Here is a 20,302-nt window from a genome sequence, read left to right as displayed (position 1 = left end):
TGGGGTCGGTCTATAGTGGGGGGACGGCGACCTCCTTGCCCGAAATCAAGTTGGGTCACAGGGGCGGATACGCCGCCCCTGCCTGTATTACAGCCCAAGCGCCGCGCGGCGTTCTTCGGCAAAGCCCTGCACGATGCGGTCGGCAATCAGTGCCAGAATCGCCATCGCGGCCCCGGCCGAAATACCAAGCCCCACATCCGCCTGACCCAGCGCCAGATATATCGACTGGCCCAGACCGGTGGTCCCGATCAGTGCCGCGATGACCAGCATGGCAAAGGCGTAAAGGATGGTCTGGTTCAGCCCCAGCAGGATGGTCGGGGCCGCATAAGGCGCCCTCACATCGCGCATGATCTGCCACTCGGTCGCGCCGCTTGAAATTGCGGCCTCCATCATCTCATCCGGTGTATTGACCAGCCCGTGCCGCGTGTAGCGGATCATCGGGACAATCGCATAGGCACAGATGGCCAGAAAGGCCGAGAACTCGCCAATCTGGAACACCATCAGCACCGGGATCAGGAACACGAAAAGGGGGATCGTCTGCAACATGTCACAGATCGGGCGAACCACGTTCCACACAGGCTGCCATACCGCGCTGGCAAGGCCGATCAGCCCACCCGCCAAAGCGCAGGTAAACACCGCTGCACCGCTGAGATAAAGCGACAGCAGCGCCCTTTCCCACAGGCCCGAGACGAGGATGGTGCAGAGCAGCCCCACGCAGAGCGCGGCCAGACGCCAGCCCCCGGCAACCCAGCCCAGCGCGGCAGCGCCAGTCAGGACAAAGGGCCACGGCAGGTTCGCGATACCGGTTTCCAGCATTCCGATCAAGATCAGAACGACCAGCCCGCCAGTCAGCCGCCCGCGCCACGCCATCAACAGCGCAATCCCGGCACCGGCCGCGAACAGGCCATAGCTCATGCTCGACGTCCACTGGAAACCCCATGTGAAGGGCAGCACCGCCTGATCCAGCCCGATCCGAAGCGGTAGCAGTACATAGAACAATGAGTTGTTCTTGAGGGCGTCCAGCCACTGGCCGTTGGCCTGCGTGAACGCGGTCAGGCCGCTGTCCACGGCTTCGGCCATCGGGTCCAGCAGGGTCAGCTCCGCAGGGTTTGGCAACCACGCCCAGAAGGCCGCCGTGAAGACAACAGCAAAACCCAGCATCGCCCAGACAACACGGCTGTCATAGCGTTTACGCTCGGTCGCCAAAGTGCCGCTCATCCGGTCGATCACCACGGCAAAGACCACGATAACCAGACCCGCCATCAGCGACTCGCCGAACTGCGCCTTGCGCATGGTCAGCAGAACCTCCCAGCCGATATCGTTGAACCCGCCGATGACGGCGGCGATGATAACCATCGACAGAGCAGCCATCAGGCATTGGTTCACACCGACCATGATCTGAGTGGTGGCGGCAGGGATTTCGACCTGGAACAGTTGCTGGAACCGAGTGCCGCCGGACATGATGGCCGCCTCTTTGATCTCGGGCTCTACCCGTTCCAATCCCAGCATCACATTGCGCGCCATTGGCGGTGCGGCATAGATGGCCGAAGCAATCAGACCAACAACAGGACCAAATCCAAACAGCAGCAGCAGCGGTGTCAGATAGGCAAAGGTTGGCACCGTCTGCATGATGTCCAGCACGGCCTGCACAAAGGATTTCACCTTTGGCACTTCGTTGGCGAGGATGCCGATGGCGCCCCCAATGACCAGCGCCACAGGGACAGACACGGCGACAAGCGCCAGCGTATTCATGCTTTCGGCCCAATAGCCCGAGGCCAAAACAAAGCTCAGGCCCAGAAAGCCAAGTGCGGCCATGGACAAGCCGCCCAGATACCAGCCCAACGCGGTCACGATCCCGATCAGAATGGGCCATGGCGTTTTGCCCAGCACGAAATTCGCCCAGTTCATTGGGTGGGTCATCAGGTCCGAAAACAGCCGCATTGCCGGTTTGATCAGGTTCAGAAACCAGTCCAGAAACGCGCCAACCCATTGGGTTGCAGGCAGTTCCCACGCGGCGGGCCACTTGACCAGCCACGGGGCGATACCCTCGAGCGCGAGGCAAACTGCACCGACGATAACCGTTATCAGGGCGGCCTTCGCACCTGCCGTCAACTGCGCGCTGCGCCGTGTCGGGAGGTCGGTTATGGCGGTCATGTCTCGTCCACCTGAAGAGCTGCGGCCAGATCGGACGGATGCACCGTGCCAACGACATTGCCCGCCTCATCCCGCACGGGCACGGGTTCATACAGCTCCATGCAATGCGCAAGGGCTGCGTCCAGCGTCATCGAGGTGGTGAGGCCGGGATCATCCGGGCCACATTCCGCCTTGCTCCGCATCACCGAGGCGACTTTGGCGTGCTGACCTTTGGCGACATCCTTCGAGAATTCGCGCACGTAATCATCCACCGGGCGCAACACGATATCTGTGGGCGTTCCGATCTGAACAATCTTGCCGTCGCGCATGATTGCAATGCGGTCGGCCAGCTTCAGCGCCTCTTGAATGTCATGGGTGATAAAGACGATGGATTTCTTCAGCGTCGCCTGAATGCGCAGGAATTCATCCTGCAACTGGCGGCGGATCAATGGGTCGAGGGCCGAGAACGGTTCATCCAGAAACCAGATATCGGGATTTACGGCGAGGCTGCGGGCAATGCCCACACGCTGGCGCTGGCCACCTGAAAGCTGGCGCGGAAAGCTGTCTTCGCGCCCTTCCAGACCGACCAGTGAGATCACCTCCTGTGCGCGCGCCAGCCGTTCCTTCTTGCCCACACCCTGCACGCGCAGCGGATAGGCCACGTTTTCGGAAACGGTCATATGCGGGAACAGGCCGAAATGCTGGAACACCATGCCCAGTTTTTTGCGGCGCAACTCTGTCAGCGCCTTCTTCGAGGCTCCGATGACATTTTCGCCGTCCACCCGAATCTCGCCGCCCGTGCCGGGCAGCAGCTGCGAGATGCAGCGGATCAGCGTGGATTTGCCCGAGCCCGACAGGCCCATGATGACGAAAAGCTCGCCCTCCTGAACTTCGAAATTGGCATCCTGAACTGCGGGAATCAGCCCCTGTTCCCGAAGGGCGGCGGCAGCCGTGTCTGCGTCATTCCCTGACCGAGACAGCGCGTCGGTCAGGGCTTTGTCAGCGCCGGGGCCAAACACCTGCCAGAGACTCCGGCAGGCGATGGCTGGCATGGTCGTGTCCGTCACTTACGCGGGCTCACTGGGTTGCCGCGTCAACAACCGGACGCCACTTGCCTTCGTTTTCGGCCATCCATGCGGCGACAACTTCTTCGACCTTTCCACCGTCAACGTCGATCGCGCCCATCATCGGCTGCTGGTCTTCAACCGCCAGCTGATAGTTGGTCAGGATTTCAAAGGCTGCTGGCCATTTCTCCTCCATACCGCTCCAGCCGGCCTTGAAGATGCGCGAGGGCGAGAAGTCGCAGTCATTGACAGCATTCGGGTTCGGGCCCCAGGCCGGATCACTGAAGCACGCCTCTTCACCGGCGGGCAGTTCGACGAACTGAACGTCATAGGCCGACATCGCCCAATGCGGCTGCCAGAAGGTGATCAGCAGTGGCGATTTGCGTTCGGTCGAAGCGCGCAATTCCGCGATCAGCGCCCCTTCGGACCCTGCTGGTACGGCTTTGAACGGCAATTCCAAACCGGTCATGCGATCCGCGCCCGGAGTTCCCCAGTCGGCCGGGTAATCGACAAGACGACCACCGGGCAGAGTTTCCGCCGTCGCAAAGACCTGAGCGCAATCTTTCAGCGCTTCCCATGCGGGCAGGCCCGGGCACAGATCGGCCACATGCGCCGGGTACGCGATGCCTTCCTTGGCATCCAGACCCAGATCACCGATTTCAACCACAGTGCCTTCACCGATTTTCTTGGCGTATTCATCGGAAACGTTGGAAGACCAGATTTCCAGTGTCGCGTCGATGTCGCCATCGGCCAGCGCCTGGAACTGGTTCATCATGCCCGCGGTCACATATTCGACGTTGTACCCGGCAGCCTTGAGCATCTCACCCGCCACATGCGTGGTGACATGCTGGCCGGTCCATTCGTTGATCGCCAATTTGATCGGTTCATCCACGGCACCCATATCCGCCGCCTGCGCTGCGCCTGCAACGCTCAGAGCCATTAGGCTTACACTTAGTTTTTTCATGGACTTAACTCCCTGTCATATTTGTTTTGCCCATCCCGGCAAGGATTTTCCCGCCGGTCTTTCTGTCTGATGACAATGCCATGCCGCAGCATGCACAAATTTGGCTGGAAAAGAACAGTGATCCGTTTCCAAATTGTGGAAAAGATCTTTCTGCCAGATTGTTCCCCCCTCCCGGCTCCCTTTACGCATCCAACCCGGCTAGCCCTTGTTTCATTTCGCTAAGACGGGACATTGACTGACGAGTCAATCAGAAAACATTTTGCCACCTTTTGTCGAGAACTTCTTTCGAAAATCCGCATTTTTCTGCGAATCCAGTTATTCGTTGGGCTGCCTCAAATCTGGACACGGTCAGATTTTTCATTGCCAAACAAGAACAAAAGATAAACATTTATAGTCGGGCAACATCAAGGTTAGACAGATGCGAACGTTTGACGAAATCTTTGAAATCGCAGCCGTGCGCCACGGCGGTCCAGAAGCACTGGACGCAAAACTGAGCAAACCGAAAACCCCCGCGGAACTGGCAGCGATGCCTGAGGACCGCTGGCTGTCGGTCATCACGAAATGCATCTTTCAGGCCGGTTTCAACTGGAAAGTCATCGAAAACAAATGGGACGGGTTCGAAACAGCCTTTGACAGGTTCGACGTGGGGCGATGCGCGTTCATGGATGATGAGAAGTTTGACACCCTGTTGCAGGATACGCGCATCGTCAGGAATGGAACCAAGATCGCGGCTGTACGGGATAACGCTGCGTTCCTGCTTGAGCTGCGCGAGGAAGGCGGCGTGGGTAAAGTGCTGGGCGGCTGGCCATCTGATGACTACGTCAATCTTCTGGCCATGTTGGCCAAACGCGGGGCCCGACTGGGCGGCGCTTCGGCACAGTACGCGATGCGGTTTGCCGGGCGGGACAGCTTCATTCTGTCCCAGGATGTCACCGCCCGCCTGATTGCCGAAGGTGTGATCGACAAGCCTGCCACCTCGAAGAAAGCGATGGAGGCGGTTCAGAACGCCTTTAATACATGGATGGGTCAGTCCGGGCGATCACTAACGGAAATCAGCCGGGTTCTGGCCATGAGTCTGTGAAAACGGTTTGCGGAATACCCGCAGCGGAATAAGATTCAACTTATGGTTCTGCGTGTATTCTTTGCTTCTCTTTTGTTGCTGGCCGCCTGCGGTCGTGAGTTGACCGAGCAGGAGCGCGATTTTGCGGAGACCATTCAGGGGGGAACCCTGAATCTGGATCACATCCGTCTGGTCGAAGGTGCCCCGGTTACCAACGTGACGTATTTCCGCGAAGAACGCCCGCGACTGGCCTGCCGCGAGCGCATTCTGCCCCCGGTGGACCCCGGGCCGGTGACGGGCAAACCTGCCGCCGTGGCCCTGTTCAACAAAGTTTATTTTACCCGCGACTGGTATCTGGAGGACTATATGTCCGACTTTCCGGATCAGATGAACCTGCTGGCCGCGATGCTTTTGGCCCACGAGCTGACGCATGTCTGGCAATGGCAGAATCGCCGGACCACCGGTTACCACCCCCTGCGCGCTGCAGCGGAACATGGGGGCCGGAGGGATCCATATCTGTTCGACCTCGAAACCTCTCCCGATTTTCTGACCTACGGGTTCGAACAGCAGGGCGCGATTGTCGAGGAATACGTGTGCTGTCGCGCGCTGGCCCCTCAGGCAAAGCGCACCAAAAGACTTCATGACATGCTGGGTGCCCATTTTGATCTGTCACCCTTGCCGGAACAGGGGCGCGAGCGCCCGGTCCTGATCCCGTGGAGCGAAGCCAGGATCGACGGAATTTGCAGTTAGTTCCGGGCGCGCTGCAGGGTTTCCAGATATGCCACCAAATCAACTATTGGCTGGCTGGTCAGGATCGGCTGACCTTCCGGTGTTTTCATGGATGTGTCCTGCCCGTCGAAATAAGGGCCATAGACCGGCATCGGGCTGCCATGGCTGACCAGCGGATCCCTGCCGTCGATGCGGGCGACAACGCGGGCGGTCGGGAACACCCCGCTTTCGCTGGACAATGCGGTCAGATCGGACGGCTGAACAACCAGCACACTGGCCATCGGCCCCTGCCCGGTTGCGTCAATCCCGTGACAGGTCGCGCAGTAATGCAAATAGAGTTCCTCTCCGGTCGCGGCATCCTGCGCCCAAGCAGCTTGTGCGGCAGCAGCCGAGACCCCGAGAACCAGCATACCGATCGTTGCCTTGAACATCGTATCCTCCTGTCACAATTGACATTTGCAGGGTTGCCCGACAGGCATATGGGCGCAATGATCCAGATCAACGAAACAGGTGCAGAGGGTTCGGGCAATGACACAATACGCAGCCATCATGCTGGCCGCCGGATTTGGAATTCCGATACTGGCCGCTCTTAACGCGGCCCTTGGCAAGGTCATCGGATCACCGACAACGGCAGCCGTGGTGCTGTTTGCAATTGCCCTGGCCGCCTCGGCGCTGACCATGCTGTTGTTTCCCGGTTTTGCAGCCTTGTCCAAGGTTGCGCAGGCCCCAAAACACCTGTTGTTCGCTGGCATCCTGATTGCATTCTATGTGTTGTCGATCACCCATGTCGCCCCGCATTTCGGTGTGGGAAACGCCGTGTTCTTTGTCCTGTTGGGGCAATTGATCAGTGCAGCGGCTATCGATCACTTCGGCCTGTTCGGCGCGCAGGTGGCACCCCTCACCCTGATGCGGGCGGGTGGTATCGCCGTCATGGCCATCGGTGTCGCGATCACTCAACTGGCCTGAGCACGCCACCCTCAAGCCGGACCATGCGATCCATGCGCGCCGCCAGTTCGAGGTTGTGGGTCGCGATCAACGCCGACAAACCGTCGTCCCTCACAAGTTTCATCAGCGCATCGAACACCTGATCCGAAGTTTCAGGGTCCAGATTGCCTGTCGGTTCGTCCGCCAACAAAACACGTGGCGCGTTGGCAAGCGCCCGACAAAAAGCCACGCGTTGTTGTTCACCGCCCGACAGCGCCGCAGGACGGTGGCTGGCGCGCGGGGCGACGCCCACACGGTCCAGCAGATCCAATGCCCGTGCCTGAGCAGCTTTTTCGGACGCGCCATTGGCCAGTTGCGGCAATGTGATGTTTTCCAGCGCCGTAAACTCGGGCAGCAGGTGATGGAACTGATATACGAAACCGATATCCTGCCGACGCAACGCCGTTCTGGTTCGGTCGCCCTTGCCGTTCACATTCTGCCCCCCGATTTCCACGGTTCCGTTGTCAGGCCTATCCAGCAGACCGGCGATGTGCAGAAGCGTCGATTTACCCGCCCCTGACGGCGCAACCATGGCCACGGCCTCACCCGCGCGCAGTTCGAGGTCGACCCCGCGCAGAACCTGCACCTCGCCCGGTGTGCCTTTGAGGTAGGTCTTGGTCAGACCGTTCAGTCGCAAAGTGACATCATTCATAGCGCAGCGCCTCGACCGGGTTCAGCCGCGCCGCGCGGCGGGCGGGGAAATAGGTGACGATGAAAGACAGGCCAAGCGACAGGCCCGTCGCCTTGAGCACATCGCTCAGATGCAGTTCGGCCGGCAGGGCGTAGATGCCACGGATCGACGGATCCCACACGCCACCGCCCATCACGTAGTTTACGAATGAGAAAATCGGATCAATGTAGATCGCAAAGAGGCATCCCAGGATGACCCCCATTGCAGTGCCAATCAGGCCGGTGAACGCACCGCAGATGAAAAAGACGCGCAGAACCGATCCCTCGCTCAGGCCGATCGTGCGCAGGATTCCGATATCGCGCCCCTTGTTCTTTACCAGCATAATCAGGCCCGAAACGATGTTCATCGCAGCAATCAGAACGAGGATCGACAGGATGATGAACATCACATTATCCTCAACCTCGAGCGCGCGTAGAAAGCCGCCGGATGCGTCCTGCCATGTCCAGATCTGGCTGCGCTCGCCCGACGCCTCAAGAATGGGAATCAGGATCGGGCCAAGATCTTCGGGCTTGTCCACCATCACTTCTATCTCATCCGCCACACCTTCACGGTTGAAAAAGCCCTGCGCCTGCGAAAACGGCATGTAGACGCGGGTGCGGTCGATGTCATAGCGACCGGCCGAAAACACATAGACAACGCGATAGGCATTCACGCGCGGCGACGTGCCAAAGGCGGTTTTGACCCCGTTGGGCGAGGTCAGTTTGACCACATCCCCGACAGTGGCCCCGATGCTGCGGGCCACACCCGATCCAATGGCGATGACATCCTCACCCGTCTGGAAGTCCGACAGGTCCCCCGCCGCCTGTTCCGCCTGCGCGATACCCGGCAGGTCGAGCAGATCGTCGGGTCGGATGCCAAACACCTCGACCCCGCTGCTGCTGTCGCGGTTGGTGATCAGCACCTGCCCCTTCACCAGCGGTGCGGCACGCTCAACTCCGGGCACCTGCGCTATGCGGTCGGTGCGTTCCTTGTAGTCGGCAATTGTTCGATCCACCCGGCCCTGCGCGTCAAATTCACCCGAGGAATAGACCGTCACATGCGCATTGGCGCCCAGAATGGTGCCGACGAATTCAGAGCGAAAACCTGAACGGACAGCCAGCGTTGCAATCAGCGCAAACACGGCAAGCGTGATCCCGATCAAAGAGATCCATGTCATCACGCTGACACCGCCTTCGGCCCTGCGCGCGCGCAGATATCGCCAGGCGATTTTCCATTCAAAAGGGGCAAAGGGCGGGGGTGTCTTGGCCATGCCTGCTCCGGGTTTTCTTGTTTGCGGCGACCCTTTCGGCATTTCGCCCAATGGTCAAGCCGGTTGTCACTCTGAACTCGTTCCTCAGCCTGAAAGAGCCGAATCGTTTCAGGACATGACCAAAATACACGTGCAAAACAGGTGTCTTTCAATTCGGGCGCTACACCATGAGTTGTGAAGCGCATCACAGACAGAAGGTGATTGTTTCAGGTATGACGTTAATCATCGCGCATCGTGAGCCACTGAATCGTAAAGGCAACAATAAGTGCGAAATTTTATTACTCTTTTTGATTATTTTCAGAAACTTTGCCACCCTGACCATGGGGGAACACATTTAAAGAGCGGGGGTCGCTCAATGAATTTACAAATTTCAACCAATGGTGCGGGTGCAATTTCGACCCGTCAGGCTTCAACAGAATTAGATTGTGAAACCGCAGCCTTGCTGCGCGCGGCCATTCGGCCAATCTTTGTCACCGCGGCAAGCTGGGGCAATTTGGCAGACATCCTGAAAGACAAAGGATATCGTCTGGTTTTCCGGCAAGGCCGGTTGTGTATCACGGATCGGGCAACCGATGCGCGGATTTGCGGATTGCGCTTTCTGGATATTGAGTTTCGCGAACTGATCAGCCGCCTTGGCCGCCCGATTGTTGTGGCCACAGGTGACGGAGCCAACGGAGACGTCCTGGCCGAACGCCCGACGTCGGATCAAAACTGAGAACCGACCGACTGACGCGGTCGGCCTTCAGGTAGCTTGGGAAGGGCCGCCAGGTCTGAGCCTCCGGCACCCCTTCCGGATCACGGGGCGTGTTTCAACGCCCGCTTAATGCAGCAACTGATGGTCGCTCAGGCGATCTGCTGGTAAATCTCAGCAACTTTGGTGACGGCCGCTTCGGGGCTTAGTTCCTCGCTTTCGCCAGTGCGGCGGCAGGTCAGTTCAACCACACCATTCTTCAGACCACGCGGGCCAACCGTGATGCGCCAGGGCAGACCGATCAGGTCCATAGTGGCGAATTTGCCGCCCGCGCGTTCGTTGCGGTCGTCATAGAGCGGCTCCAGACCCAAAGCCGTCAGCGCCGTGTAGATCTTGTCACAGGCTGCATCGGCTTCTTCATCGCCCTGCTTGAGGTTGACGATACCGCAATGGAATGGGGTCACGCCCTCGGGCCAGATGATGCCCTTGTCGTCATGGCTGGCCTCGATGATTGCTCCTACAAGGCGACTGACACCGATACCATGGCTGCCCATGTGAACCGGAACCGGTTTGCCATCCGGGCCTTGGACAGTCGCGCCCAAGGGATCGGAGTATTTGGTGCCAAAGTAGAAGATTTGGCCCACCTCGATGCCGCGCGCCACGCGGCGGCGTTCTTCGGGGATCTGATTGAACAGCGCTTCATCATGGGTTTCATCAGTACGCGCGTATTTCGAAGTGAACTCTTCCAGAATGGCCTGACACTGTTCGCGGTTGTCATAATCGATGTCACGGTCGCCAAAGGTCAGATCAGTGACAGCACTGTCATAGAAAACTTCGGATTCGCCGGTATCGGCCAGAACCAGGAACTCATGCGTGTCATCGCCACCGATGGGGCCGGAATCGGCGCGCATCGGAATCGCCTGAAGTCCCATCCGTTCATAAGTGCGCAGATAGCTGACCAGATGGCGGTTATAGGCGTGCAGCGCATCTTCCTTGGTCAGGTCGAAATTGTATCCGTCCTTCATGTAGAATTCACGGCCCCGCATCACGCCGAAACGCGGGCGGATTTCATCGCGAAACTTCCACTGGATCTGGTAGAGCGTCAGCGGCAGGTCTTTGTAGCTGTTCACGTGGCCGCGGAAGATATCGGTCACCAGTTCTTCGGCCGTGGGCGTGAACAGCATGTCCCGGTCATGCCGGTCCTTCATCCGCAGCATCTCCTGACCGTAATCGTCATATCGCCCGGATTCACGCCACAGATCCGCCGACTGGATGATGGGCATCTGGATCGCGATGTGACCGGCCCGCGCCTGTTCCTCGTGGACGATGTTTTCCAGCTTGCGCAGCACTTTGAAGCCCAGCGGCAACCAGGAATAAATCCCGGCAGAGGCCTGCTTGATCATCCCTGCACGCAGCATCAGCCGGTGGCTGACAATCTGAGCCTCGGACGGGGTTTCCTTGAGAACGGGCAGAAAGTAACGGCTCAGGCGCATGGACGGACCTTCAAAGGTAAGAATTCGACTGGACAGGTGATTATGCCAAAGCCCCGCCGGGGGCAATCGCGCATTGGTGTTTTTCCGACCTTGCGGCAGTCGGTTTTTTGATTGACCCGCCAATCGGGAAACCCAATGGTAGCGGAAACGCAAATTCCATGAGGCGCTGATGCAAACCATTCAGGAACCCGCACGCCAAATCCCCGTCATTCATCAAACCGATGTCCTGGTCGTGGGCTCTGGCCCTGCCGGGTTGGCAGCGGCGCTTGCAGCGGCACGTGCGGGGGCCGAGGTATCTTTGATTGATCGGTTTGGCTGCATGGGTGGCAACATCACTGCCGTCGGCGTCGAAGGATTTGCCTGGTACCGGCACGAGCAAACCGTCGAGGCAGGTGGCATCGGGATGGAATTCGAGACCCGCGCCAAGGAGATGGGGGCCGCCGTTCCGGAAAGCCAGTCGCTGAGCTATGAGCTGGACAGCGAAGGCTTCAAACTGGTCGCCGACAAGCTGGTCGAAGAAGCGGGTGTGCATCCGATGTTGCATCGGCATTTCGTGGCCCCGATCCTGGAAGGCGACCGGATCACCGGCGTCATCACAGAATCCAAAGCCGGGCGCGAAGCGATATTGGCCAAGGTCGTCATCGATGCCACCGGCGACGCGGATGTGGCCCATCGTTCGGGCGCGCCGACCCACAAAACTCCGCGCGAGGACATGATGGCGGCTTCGGTCATGTTCCATCTGGCGGGCGTAGATAAACGCGCCTTCATGGAAGGTGTGAAAGCTGACCCGCAGACCTACAAGGACTGGGGCGGTGGCGGAGAGTGGAACATTGAGACCTCGGGTAAAGAGGACGACATGTTCTCACCCTTCGTGCACAAACCGTTCCAGCAAGCAATCGATCAGGGGCTGATCCCGCCGCATCTGAACACCATCGCCGGCACTTGGGGCGCGATGCATGACACGGGCGAGCTGACATACATGAACCTCATCCATCTGGCCGAGGTTGACGGCACCGATCCCGACAGCCTGACGCGCGGCGAGATTGAAGGTCGCCGCCAGACCATGCTGGCCATCGAGGCGCTGCGACGGTTCATGCCCGGTTGCGAAAACGCACGTTTGCGGAATTTCGGTATGACCATCGGCATCCGCGACACCCGCAAGATCGACGCGGTCTACAACATGACCGAAAACGATGCCCGCCATCAGGGCCGGTTCGAGGATACGATCGGCATCTATCCCGAGTTCATCGACGGCTATGGCATCCTGATCCTGCCAACTACGGGGCGGTACATGCAAATCCCTTATCGCTCGATGCTGCCCAAGGGCATCAAAGGCCTGCTGGTTGCAGGACGGTCGCATGGCGCGGACCGGGTGGCACATGCCGCAACCCGAAACATGGCTTGTTGCGCGGTCTTAGGTCAGGGCGCGGGCATCGCCGCTGCGGTCTCACTGAAAAGCAATCAGGAGCTGGACCAGCTGAATCTGGCACCGGTTCGCGCTGAATTGCAACGCCAGGGGGTGAGGATTCACTGATGGACAGTATCCCAACGATTGATATCGCGCCTTTGACTGCCCCGGGAACCGCAGCCTATGACGCGACGGTCCGAGACATCCTTGCGGCCTGTCAGGGGATCGGCTTTTTGTCGATCACCGGGACAGGCGTATCCCGGCAGACCGTGGATCAGGTACGCCAGATCACCCGAGAGATTTTTGCCGTCGATGACGCGCAAAAATGGGATCAGGCCATCACCCGCGCCAACTATCGCGGCTATATACCCATGGGGTTTTTCACACCCAATGATGGCTCGGGCAAGGCTGACAAGTACGAGGGGTACAAACTGCATCACGAGGTCGCAGCAGACGACCCGGTGCGTGAGGATTGCGCGTTATACGGGCCAAACCTCTGGCCCGACGGTGTACCCGGTGCGAAAGAGGTCATTCTGGGTTACTGGCGGCAACTGGATCGCGTCACCGATCTGTTGCTGGGCGCGTTAGAAGCAGGGTTGGATTTGAAAGCCGACTCGCTGCGCGGTGCATTCCGGGACCCGATGACCAACATGACCCTGTTGCATTACCCGCCTCAGGCCGAAGATGAGGCAGGCTATGGCATCCATCCGCACAAGGATACCGACGCCTTGACCATCATTGCCCCCGATCCGGTGGGCGGGCTTGAGGTGCAGACCCGCAACGGCGGCTGGATCACGCCCGATTGCCCGCCCAGTGGTTTCGTGGTGAATATCGGTGACATGCTGGAGCTGTGGTCGGGCGGGCGGTTGAAATCCACGCCGCATCGGGTTGTGAACCGATCGGGTCAGGAACGGTATTCTTTTCCCTATTTCGCGGTGCCCCGTCACGACGTCGTCGTCGCGCCTTTGCTGCCGCCCCTGCCCGGCTTTGACCGTCCGGCGGTTCATTGCGGTCACTGGTCGGCCGAGATTTGGCGCACCAACTGGCCCGACGAAACCGCCACCGAAGACACCCCGGAATTGGGAACGTTGCGCGGCTGACCCCTGTAAACGCAAGCGCCATGAACCGCTTGCATCATGGGCTTTGATGCGCCAAGAACACCTGCAAGGGCCTGAACAAGGGGATCGCCATGGCTTTGCCGGTTAAGGATCAGCTGAGATACTGGAGCATCGCCGCTGCGGTTTTCGCGTTGATCCTGTGGGCCCTTGGCGATGTCTTGTTGCCTTTTGTCATCGGTGGGGCCATTGCCTATTTTCTGGATCCGGTCGCTGACCGGCTGGAGCGGCTGGGCCTGTCGCGTATGGCCGCTACGGCGGTCATCACGGTCGTCGGTGTTCTGGGGTTTGTACTGGCAATTCTGATGGTGGTCCCTGCGCTGATCACCCAGTTGTTGGATCTTGTCGATGTACTGCCTGATCTGTTCAAACAGTTGCGCAGTTTCATAGAAAAACAGTTCCCGTCCTTGCTTGACCGGGAATCGAGCACGCACGCGATGCTGGTGTCCTTTGGCGAAACGCTGAAATCCAAGACCGGGGACGTTATGCAGACGGTGCTGTCCTCGCTGGGTTCCGCGATCAACATCGTTGTTCTGTTGGTCATTGTGCCGGTTGTGGCCGTCTACTTGCTGTTGGACTGGGATCGCATGACCGCCCGCATCGGAGAGCTGCTGCCACGTGACCACGCCCCCATCATCAGGCGGCTGGCGGGTGAGATCGACGCGGTTCTGGCCTCGTTCGTGCGCGGCATGGGAACGGTCTGCTTGATCCTTGGCACCTATTACGCGGTTGCACTAATGCTTGCTGGTCTGCAATTTGGTCTGATTGTGGGCTTTATCGCGGGCTTGGTCACGTTCATACCCTATCTGGGCGCCCTTATCGGAGGCTCGCTGGCCATTGGGCTTGCGCTGTTTCAGTTCTGGGGCGACTGGGCTCATATCGGGCTTATCGCGGGTATCTTTGCCATTGGGCAGGTCACCGAGGGCAATTTCCTGACACCCAAGCTGGTCGGCAGCTCTGTCGGGCTGCACCCGGTTTGGCTCCTGCTGGCCCTGTCGGTCTTTGGCGCGCTGTTCGGCTTCGTCGGCATGCTAATCGCTGTCCCGGTCGCCGCAGCATTGGGCGTGCTGGCCCGCTTTGCCACATCGCTATACCTCGACAGCAGATTGTACACTGGTCTTGAAGGTCTGGATCAGGAAACCGAGTAAATGGCCCGACAACTCAGCTTTGATCTGCCCGCCAAAACTGCGCTCGGGCGAGAGGATTTCTTTGTGTCACCGGCAAATGCGCTGGCGGTGGCAATGATCTCGGCCACGTCCTGGCCTGGCAACAAACTGGTGCTGAGCGGACCTGCCGGTGCGGGCAAAACCCATCTGGCCCATGTCTGGGCCGCTGAAACCGGCGGGCGTATCCTTCAGGCCAGCGACCTGCGATATGACGATGTGCCAGACCTGGCGCGTATGCCGATTGCGGTCGAAGACGTGCCTTTGATTGCCGGTGATCTCGAGCAGCAAAAAACGCTGTTCCACCTGCACAATCTTGTTCTGGCCGAAGGGCACCCCCTGCTGATGACCGGCCGTCTTGCGCCCAAATTCTGGGCGTTGCCGCTGGCCGATCTGCAAAGCCGGGTCGAAGGCGCGCATCACGTCGCTCTGGACCCGCCCGACGACGCATTGCTGGGCGCGGTTCTTGCCAAGTTGTTTGTTGACAGGCAGCTCAACCCCGGCCCCGATGTCATCGCCTATCTTGTCAAGCATATGGACCGGCGGTTTGAAAGCGCAGCCGACGTTGTATCCCAACTGGACCAACTGGCCCTGGCTGAAAAACGCGACATTACACGCGCGCTTGCCATTCGCGTACTGAACACGGCCCCGGATGAGGTCGAGACCAATGATTGACCCGCTGACGTCAATTTCGCATCCTCAGGCAGAACTATCTGGAACACACATGGATCAGACCGTCAAAACCGATATCCCGGACTGGGGAACGTTCGGAAAGCCCCTGTTTGACAAACCGGACGCACGGGCGCTGTCGCGCGTCGGGGTTGTCGATGTCGGGTCGAACTCGGTCCGGATGGTCATTTTCGACGGGGCGGCCCGATCACCGGCCTATTTCTACAATGAAAAGGTCATGTGCGAACTGGGGGCGGGCCTGTCCGAAACCGGGCGACTGAACCCGCGTGGCCGCGAACGCGCCTTGTCGGCACTACGACGGTTCCAGCACCTGGCAATGGATCTGGATTTGCCCGGTTTGCATGTTGTCGCCACCGCTGCTGTGCGCGAAGCCTCGGATGGGCCCGAGTTTTGCGATCAGGTGCAGGCTGAAACCGGTTTGCAGGTGTCTATCATTGACGGTGACGAAGAAGCCCGCCTGTCGGCGCAGGGTGTCCTGTTGGGATGGCCCGGAGCTTATGGGCTGATCTGCGATATTGGCGGATCGTCGATGGAATTGGCCGAAATCGGCGGTGGTCAGGTCGGCCGTCGCGTAACCTCGCCGCTTGGGCCGCTGAAACTGCGCGACATCAAAGGCGGGCGGCGCGCGCGAAAAGCGCATATCAAGGAAACGATGGAGGATCTGCGCAATCAGATGGGCCAGCAGCGAGACCGTTTGTTTCTGGTCGGCGGCAGCTGGCGCGCCTTTGCGCGGCTGGACATGCTGCGGCGGGGCTATCCGCTGAACGTTCTGCATGAATACCGCATGACCACCAAACAGGTGCGCGAGACGATCAAATACATCGAAAAACACGATGGTGAAAAGCTGCGTGCTCAGGCGGGCGTGTCGAGCTCGCGCATGGCGCTTATCCCGTATGCGATGGACGTTCTGGCGCGGCTGATCCGCACGTTCAAACCCAAAGATATCGCCATCTCAAGCTATGGGATTCGCGAGGGGTTGCTATATGAGCAGATGCCGCAGGAAGTGCGCGATCGCGACCCGCTGATCGAAGCCAGCCGGTTCTCGGAAGCCAAGGACGCGCGCCTGCCCGGATTTGGCAGCAATCTCTATGATTTTGTCATCCCGCTGTTCAGATCGGCACCGCCCAGCAGAGTGCGCCTGATCAAGGCGGCCTGCCTGCTGCACGATGTAAGCTGGCGCGCGCATCCCGACTATCGGGCCGAGGTGTGTTTCGACAACGTCACGCGCGCCAATCTGGGTGGTTTGAAGCATTCCGAGCGTGTCTTCATCGGATTGGCACTGCAACACCGCTATCGCAACAAACGGGAAGGCAATCGGTTCTCTCGGCTTTACGAATTGCTGGATGAAAAAAGCCAGAAACAGGCCGAGATTTTGGGCAAGGCCATGCGGTTTGGCGCGATGCTGTGGATGCACAACGATGCCAATATGGGGCAGCTCAAGTTTTTCCCCAAAAAGCGAGAGCTGGAACTGTATCTGCCCGAGGCCGCAGCCCCCCTGTTCAGCGAAGTGGCAGAAGCCCGGTTAAGCGCCTTGGCAGCAGCGCTGAAATCTCAGACTCGCGTGATTGTCAAAGGCTGACTCTTGAGCGGGTCAGATATCTGTAGGTCCTTCGGGCACCTCGATATCCCGCTTTTCAGGCTCAGATGGCTCTTGGGTCGGTTTTCTGCGGATAATGATATCGCCATTGGGCAGGATCTCGGGTGGTTCATAAACGCTCCAGTCCTTGACCTCAGCCGCCAGTTCAGCAAGCGCCGGGCCCATCTGCTGCAAGAATGACTGCATCGCCGGGCCAAACTCTTCTGCCAGACCCAGCAAGTTTTCCAATGCCGGTTCCATTTCCTTGCGCAGACCTTCGAAAAACAGTTCGGCCCCCTGTTCCATCAGGGATTTTTCATTGTCTTCCTGCGCCATTGCAGGCGCGGCAAGGAACACTGAGATCGTACTGATCAGCAAGATGCGTTTCATACCTGACATATAAGGCCCGTGTGGCAGGCTGGAAAGGTCACAGTTCAATATCAAGCGTGACCGGAAAATGATCGGAGGCCGTCAAAAGCGCCTGCCGCAATTCCGGTTCAGCCCAACAGGCGGCATCCTGAAACGGGTGCCAGATACGCCAGGACGGGCGATATGCTTGCAGGTCCGTTGTAATCATTATGTAATCCAGTAATGCGTCCAGAAATTTACCTTCTTCCGGGCGGGCAAAGCGCGCAGTAGCAGGCACCGGTCCGGGCCGAAACCTGTAGGCTGTGACGGCGTTCGGGTCGAACAATCCGGCTTGCAGCAACACCTCGACCGACGAGCGGCCAAAGAGGTGCTCAAACTCATCCAGCCCGGGGCCATCGTTCAGATCGCCCAGCAAAATGACGGGCTGTTTTTGCGCGACATGCCATTCGACCCGCCGTGCAAGCCAGATCGCTTGCGCCAGCTGCTTGCGGCGATTGGCAATCGAGATCCGGATCGCCTCGTCCCGCGATTCGGCACCGTGCGGCGCCTTGGATTTCAGATGTGCCCCGATCAGGCGAATTTTGTGCCCCGCTTGCGTCGTCACCGCCAGTTCCATCGGCGGTTTGGAGAACCGCACGACATCCTCGGTCGCATCAATGTCGAGGTCGATTTTAAACACGCCATCGAACCGGGGGGCCGCAGTATCTGCGATATCTCCCTTGGGGTCATGGCGAACACTCAGCACCGTTCTGTCATAGAGCAATGCCAGTTCCTGATGTGTGTCGTTTGCATAGCCCATCACCGCATCAGACGTGCGCAAGTCGAACGCTTCGGCAAAGGCTTGCAGGGCCCGAACCGTGTTCTGGCGTCTGCCCGTGTTGGGCGCCTCGACGATTACAATCGCATCAGCGTCAATGGCAGTCAGAACCTTGGCAATCGCTTCGATCTGCTGCGCTTTGGTGACGTCGTGCCTGCCGGACCAGCTGTCATCGACGATCAGCCTGTCTTTCTGGTCAAACAGATTGGCGAACCATTCGATATTATAGGTCGCCAGCCGCATCTGATCAGGCCCGCGCGCCGTTGATTTCATCCCAGGCGCGATTGATGTCGATCATCTTTTTCTCGGCCAGCCGGATCGCCTCTTCGGGGACACCCCGGGCCATCATGGCGTCGGGGTGCGTTTCCCGAACCAGCTGCCGCCAGACATTGCGAATGTCGGGCAGCGGCATGTCATGTGGAACGCCCAGAACCGTGTAAGGATCGTTTGGCGCATCCGGAACAAAGCGCGCCCGCAGTGCTTTGAACTGCGCGTCGGTTTGCCCGAAAATCTGGCTGACATCTTCGAGAAACGCGTTTTCGTTCGGATGATAGAAACCATCCGCCATCGCGATGTGAAAAAGACCTTCCATCAGGTCACACAGGGTTGTGCTGTCTTCGGAAAACATGCGGGCAATTTTGCGGGCGTAGTCCTGATATCCCGCCACGTCCGTACGGGCCATGTTGAAGACGCGGGCTGCACCTTCCTCATCTTCGCGCGCGATCTGAAACACGTCGCGAAAGGCGGTGACCTCATCACGGGTCACCTGACCGTCTGCCTTGGCCATTTTGGCACCCAGTGCGATGACCGCAATCGTAAAGGCCACGGACCGTTCCGGTGGCGAGCGTAGTTTTTCAAAAACTGCGGTCAGGCTTTCGCCCTGGGCAAGCGCGCTGAGCGCATCGGATATGCGAGTCCAGATCGACATGACCGCACCCTAGCGTCACAATTCGGGACTGTCAGGTGCAACAGGTCATTCAGCACCAAGAATTTTCTGCATCAGCACAAGGTCCAGCCGCTGGCCGAACTTAAAGCCGACTTCGGGCATCACCCCGACTTTCGAATAGCCAAGTGCGGCATGAAACGCCTCAGCCCCCGGATTGGCCGAGGATATGCCCGCGACCAGAACATGAACGCCTTGGGCTTGCGCGATTTCCTCCAGTTCTGACATCAACGCACGTCCCAGCCCTTTGCCCCACGCATCCGGTGACAGCTGGATCGTATGTTCGCAGGTTTGCGCATAACCGGGCCCGGTGCGGAAAGGGCCATATGTGGCAAAGCCGATAACGTGGCTGTCGTGCGCGGCAACCAGATAACCGGGCGCGCGTGCCTTGATATCTTCGGCAATCTGGGCGGCGCTGCGTTCGTCCGTCGTGAAAGTGACCAAAGTGTCCCGGATGATCGCATTGGTGATCCGGGCAATGGCTGGTGCATCTGACGCTGTGGCCGGGCGTATGTTCATTCCAGCACCCGAAGTCCATGAGGTGTCTCGATCTCTGCCTGCAAAGCGGCGGGGCCGGTATCGAACACCACATGATCCAGTTCACCCAGTTGACGGGCCAGTGTCAGGGCGTCGGGGTGGTAGACAACCAGACGCCGCAACCGGCACGCGCTGTCCTGCAACATGTTTGCCGGGTGCAGGTCGCCCTGCCATTCGATAAGGGCGGGAAACAGATTGTCGAACGGCAAACGCCCCGTTGGCGGAACCGCCATGCGCCATTGCAACGCGCCGCGGGTCAGGTCGATGGGCTCTCCGGTGCTATCGGGAAAGATCGACAGTGTGGCCTCGATATCCTCGACCCGGCATATCCAGTTCGTCAAACGCGGGCCGCCCTGAAAATTGTCCAGATCGAACCATCGCGGCCTACCCGGAGGCTGCGCCTGCGGATCGATGGCAATCGCTTCCAGATAGAGCCCGTCCCTGAGCCCCAGCAGCCTGTTATGTGTCCCGAATTTTTCGTGTTTCCCACCGGGTTGCAGTGCAACACCAAGCGCCTGTTCAATGTGTGCAGACGCTTCTTCAAGCGTTTCGCCCGCGACGGCCAGATGATCGAGTAACATGCGCACCCTCCTGCGAAAACGACCGGACCCAAAGGGATCCGGTCG

General features: G+C 59.1%; 21 protein-coding genes. 9 read left to right on the top strand and 12 right to left on the bottom strand.

Annotation, left to right across the window (positions count from 1 at the left end):
- Positions 1-87: 87 nt before the first annotated feature.
- From ACR0D9_RS00735 to ACR0D9_RS00725, 3 genes are read right to left on the bottom strand one after another with little or no spacing between them, the layout of a single operon-like run.
- Positions 88-2,154 (bottom strand): ABC transporter permease, encoded by a 2,067-nt coding sequence (locus tag ACR0D9_RS00735; protein ID WP_480537401.1) that lies wholly within the window; start codon positions 2,152-2,154, stop codon positions 88-90.
- Positions 2,151-3,200, bottom strand: a complete 1,050-nt coding sequence (locus ACR0D9_RS00730) for a quaternary amine ABC transporter ATP-binding protein (RefSeq protein WP_480537400.1) — start codon at positions 3,198-3,200, stop codon at positions 2,151-2,153. The genes ACR0D9_RS00735 and ACR0D9_RS00730 overlap by 4 nt, the downstream gene beginning before the upstream one ends.
- A gap of 10 nt (positions 3,201-3,210) precedes the next feature.
- Complete coding sequence (locus tag ACR0D9_RS00725; protein ID WP_209504562.1) at positions 3,211-4,161, bottom strand: ABC transporter substrate-binding protein; 951 nt, start codon at positions 4,159-4,161, stop codon at positions 3,211-3,213.
- A 418-nt stretch (positions 4,162-4,579) separates the two neighbouring features.
- Here ACR0D9_RS00725 and ACR0D9_RS00720 point away from each other — a divergent pair, with 418 nt between their 5' ends.
- Entirely contained in the window at positions 4,580-5,242 is a 663-nt protein-coding gene (locus ACR0D9_RS00720) for a DNA-3-methyladenine glycosylase I (protein ID WP_209597830.1), read from the top strand.
- A 42-nt stretch (positions 5,243-5,284) separates the two neighbouring features.
- Complete coding sequence (locus ACR0D9_RS00715; protein ID WP_480537399.1) at positions 5,285-5,971, top strand: hypothetical protein; 687 nt, start codon at positions 5,285-5,287, stop codon at positions 5,969-5,971.
- On the opposite strand, the gene ACR0D9_RS00710 is transcribed toward ACR0D9_RS00715, so the two are convergent.
- Positions 5,968-6,381, bottom strand: coding sequence for a c-type cytochrome (locus ACR0D9_RS00710; RefSeq protein WP_267366018.1), 414 nt, complete (start codon positions 6,379-6,381; stop codon positions 5,968-5,970). The genes ACR0D9_RS00715 and ACR0D9_RS00710 overlap by 4 nt on opposite strands.
- A gap of 97 nt (positions 6,382-6,478) precedes the next feature.
- Here ACR0D9_RS00710 and ACR0D9_RS00705 point away from each other — a divergent pair, with 97 nt between their 5' ends.
- Positions 6,479-6,916 (top strand): DMT family transporter, encoded by a 438-nt coding sequence (locus ACR0D9_RS00705; protein WP_480537398.1) that lies wholly within the window; start codon positions 6,479-6,481, stop codon positions 6,914-6,916.
- On the opposite strand, the gene ACR0D9_RS00700 is transcribed toward ACR0D9_RS00705, so the two are convergent.
- Together ACR0D9_RS00700 and ACR0D9_RS00695 are read right to left on the bottom strand one after the other, a co-directional pair.
- Positions 6,900-7,586, bottom strand: a complete 687-nt coding sequence (locus tag ACR0D9_RS00700; RefSeq protein WP_480481929.1) for an ABC transporter ATP-binding protein — start codon at positions 7,584-7,586, stop codon at positions 6,900-6,902. The genes ACR0D9_RS00705 and ACR0D9_RS00700 overlap by 17 nt on opposite strands.
- On the bottom strand, positions 7,579-8,874 hold the full coding sequence (locus ACR0D9_RS00695) for a lipoprotein-releasing ABC transporter permease subunit (RefSeq protein WP_480481931.1): 1,296 nt from the start codon (positions 8,872-8,874) through the stop codon (positions 7,579-7,581). The genes ACR0D9_RS00700 and ACR0D9_RS00695 overlap by 8 nt, the downstream gene beginning before the upstream one ends.
- A 355-nt stretch (positions 8,875-9,229) precedes the next feature.
- Between ACR0D9_RS00695 and ACR0D9_RS00690 the strand changes: the two genes are divergently transcribed.
- Positions 9,230-9,589, top strand: a complete 360-nt coding sequence (locus ACR0D9_RS00690; protein WP_480475861.1) for a hypothetical protein — start codon at positions 9,230-9,232, stop codon at positions 9,587-9,589.
- Between the two features lie 128 nt (positions 9,590-9,717).
- Here ACR0D9_RS00690 and proS read toward each other — a convergent pair whose 3' ends face one another.
- Positions 9,718-11,058 carry a proline--tRNA ligase gene (gene proS, locus ACR0D9_RS00685; protein ID WP_480537397.1) on the bottom strand — a complete coding sequence of 447 codons (1,341 nt, stop codon included), beginning with the start codon at positions 11,056-11,058 and terminating at the stop codon, positions 9,718-9,720.
- A gap of 169 nt (positions 11,059-11,227) precedes the next feature.
- On the opposite strand from proS, the gene ACR0D9_RS00680 reads away from it, so the two are divergent.
- The 5 genes from ACR0D9_RS00680 to ACR0D9_RS00660 all read left to right on the top strand — a co-directional run bounded on the left by ACR0D9_RS00680 (position 11,228) and on the right by ACR0D9_RS00660 (position 17,013).
- Complete coding sequence (locus ACR0D9_RS00680) at positions 11,228-12,592, top strand: FAD-dependent oxidoreductase (protein ID WP_480486350.1); 1,365 nt, start codon at positions 11,228-11,230, stop codon at positions 12,590-12,592.
- The gene (locus ACR0D9_RS00675) at positions 12,592-13,566 is read left to right on the top strand and encodes an isopenicillin N synthase family dioxygenase (RefSeq protein ID WP_480537396.1); all 975 of its coding nucleotides are present in this window, start codon (positions 12,592-12,594) and stop codon (positions 13,564-13,566) included. Before ACR0D9_RS00680 ends, ACR0D9_RS00675 begins: the two co-directional genes overlap by 1 nt.
- 89 nt (positions 13,567-13,655) lie before the next feature.
- Positions 13,656-14,729 carry an AI-2E family transporter gene (locus ACR0D9_RS00670; protein WP_480481940.1) on the top strand — a complete coding sequence of 358 codons (1,074 nt, stop codon included), beginning with the start codon at positions 13,656-13,658 and terminating at the stop codon, positions 14,727-14,729.
- Positions 14,730-15,419: an HdaA/DnaA family protein gene (locus tag ACR0D9_RS00665; protein WP_480481942.1), complete on the top strand. Its 690-nt coding sequence runs from the start codon at positions 14,730-14,732 to the stop codon at positions 15,417-15,419.
- A gap of 49 nt (positions 15,420-15,468) precedes the next feature.
- Positions 15,469-17,013 (top strand): Ppx/GppA family phosphatase, encoded by a 1,545-nt coding sequence (locus tag ACR0D9_RS00660; protein ID WP_480537395.1) that lies wholly within the window; start codon positions 15,469-15,471, stop codon positions 17,011-17,013.
- 12 nt (positions 17,014-17,025) lie between these two features.
- Here the strand turns inward: ACR0D9_RS00660 and ACR0D9_RS00655 are convergent, their stop codons facing one another.
- The 5 genes from ACR0D9_RS00655 to ACR0D9_RS00635 are packed head-to-tail and all read right to left on the bottom strand — an operon-like array spanning position 17,026 to position 20,257.
- Complete coding sequence (locus ACR0D9_RS00655; protein WP_480481945.1) at positions 17,026-17,400, bottom strand: hypothetical protein; 375 nt, start codon at positions 17,398-17,400, stop codon at positions 17,026-17,028.
- Positions 17,401-17,437: 37 nt separating this feature from the next.
- Complete coding sequence (locus ACR0D9_RS00650; protein ID WP_480482343.1) at positions 17,438-18,439, bottom strand: endonuclease/exonuclease/phosphatase family protein; 1,002 nt, start codon at positions 18,437-18,439, stop codon at positions 17,438-17,440.
- A 4-nt stretch (positions 18,440-18,443) separates the two neighbouring features.
- Complete coding sequence (locus tag ACR0D9_RS00645) at positions 18,444-19,124, bottom strand: molecular chaperone DjiA (protein WP_267365678.1); 681 nt, start codon at positions 19,122-19,124, stop codon at positions 18,444-18,446.
- Between the two features lie 45 nt (positions 19,125-19,169).
- Positions 19,170-19,658 carry an N-acetyltransferase family protein gene (locus ACR0D9_RS00640; RefSeq protein ID WP_480537394.1) on the bottom strand — a complete coding sequence of 163 codons (489 nt, stop codon included), beginning with the start codon at positions 19,656-19,658 and terminating at the stop codon, positions 19,170-19,172.
- Positions 19,655-20,257: a VOC family protein gene (locus ACR0D9_RS00635; RefSeq protein WP_480486359.1), complete on the bottom strand. Its 603-nt coding sequence runs from the start codon at positions 20,255-20,257 to the stop codon at positions 19,655-19,657. Before ACR0D9_RS00635 ends, ACR0D9_RS00640 begins: the two co-directional genes overlap by 4 nt.
- Positions 20,258-20,302 lie beyond the last annotated feature (45 nt).

The sequence above is a fragment of the Ruegeria sp. AK11 genome, from assembly GCF_056541095.1.
This window is presented reverse-complemented; position numbering and strand designations above follow the sequence as displayed.

Coding starts and splice junctions, on each gene's coding strand:
- ACR0D9_RS00710 (WP_267366018.1), bottom strand. CDS start 6,381: ATGTTCAAGGCAACGATCGGTATGCTGGTTCTCGGGGTCTCGGCTGCT.
- ACR0D9_RS00680 (WP_480486350.1), top strand. CDS start 11,228: ATGCAAACCATTCAGGAACCCGCACGCCAAATCCCCGTCATTCATCAA.
- ACR0D9_RS00735 (WP_480537401.1), bottom strand. CDS start 2,154: ATGACCGCCATAACCGACCTCCCGACACGGCGCAGCGCGCAGTTGACG.
- proS (WP_480537397.1), bottom strand. CDS start 11,058: ATGCGCCTGAGCCGTTACTTTCTGCCCGTTCTCAAGGAAACCCCGTCC.
- ACR0D9_RS00720 (WP_209597830.1), top strand. CDS start 4,580: ATGCGAACGTTTGACGAAATCTTTGAAATCGCAGCCGTGCGCCACGGC.
- ACR0D9_RS00640 (WP_480537394.1), bottom strand. CDS start 19,658: ATGAACATACGCCCGGCCACAGCGTCAGATGCACCAGCCATTGCCCGG.
- ACR0D9_RS00715 (WP_480537399.1), top strand. CDS start 5,285: ATGGTTCTGCGTGTATTCTTTGCTTCTCTTTTGTTGCTGGCCGCCTGC.
- ACR0D9_RS00695 (WP_480481931.1), bottom strand. CDS start 8,874: ATGGCCAAGACACCCCCGCCCTTTGCCCCTTTTGAATGGAAAATCGCC.
- ACR0D9_RS00700 (WP_480481929.1), bottom strand. CDS start 7,586: ATGAATGATGTCACTTTGCGACTGAACGGTCTGACCAAGACCTACCTC.
- ACR0D9_RS00705 (WP_480537398.1), top strand. CDS start 6,479: ATGACACAATACGCAGCCATCATGCTGGCCGCCGGATTTGGAATTCCG.
- ACR0D9_RS00675 (WP_480537396.1), top strand. CDS start 12,592: ATGGACAGTATCCCAACGATTGATATCGCGCCTTTGACTGCCCCGGGA.
- ACR0D9_RS00635 (WP_480486359.1), bottom strand. CDS start 20,257: ATGTTACTCGATCATCTGGCCGTCGCGGGCGAAACGCTTGAAGAAGCG.
- ACR0D9_RS00670 (WP_480481940.1), top strand. CDS start 13,656: ATGGCTTTGCCGGTTAAGGATCAGCTGAGATACTGGAGCATCGCCGCT.
- ACR0D9_RS00650 (WP_480482343.1), bottom strand. CDS start 18,439: ATGCGGCTGGCGACCTATAATATCGAATGGTTCGCCAATCTGTTTGAC.
- ACR0D9_RS00690 (WP_480475861.1), top strand. CDS start 9,230: ATGAATTTACAAATTTCAACCAATGGTGCGGGTGCAATTTCGACCCGT.
- ACR0D9_RS00645 (WP_267365678.1), bottom strand. CDS start 19,124: ATGTCGATCTGGACTCGCATATCCGATGCGCTCAGCGCGCTTGCCCAG.
- ACR0D9_RS00655 (WP_480481945.1), bottom strand. CDS start 17,400: ATGAAACGCATCTTGCTGATCAGTACGATCTCAGTGTTCCTTGCCGCG.
- ACR0D9_RS00665 (WP_480481942.1), top strand. CDS start 14,730: ATGGCCCGACAACTCAGCTTTGATCTGCCCGCCAAAACTGCGCTCGGG.
- ACR0D9_RS00725 (WP_209504562.1), bottom strand. CDS start 4,161: ATGAAAAAACTAAGTGTAAGCCTAATGGCTCTGAGCGTTGCAGGCGCA.
- ACR0D9_RS00660 (WP_480537395.1), top strand. CDS start 15,469: ATGGATCAGACCGTCAAAACCGATATCCCGGACTGGGGAACGTTCGGA.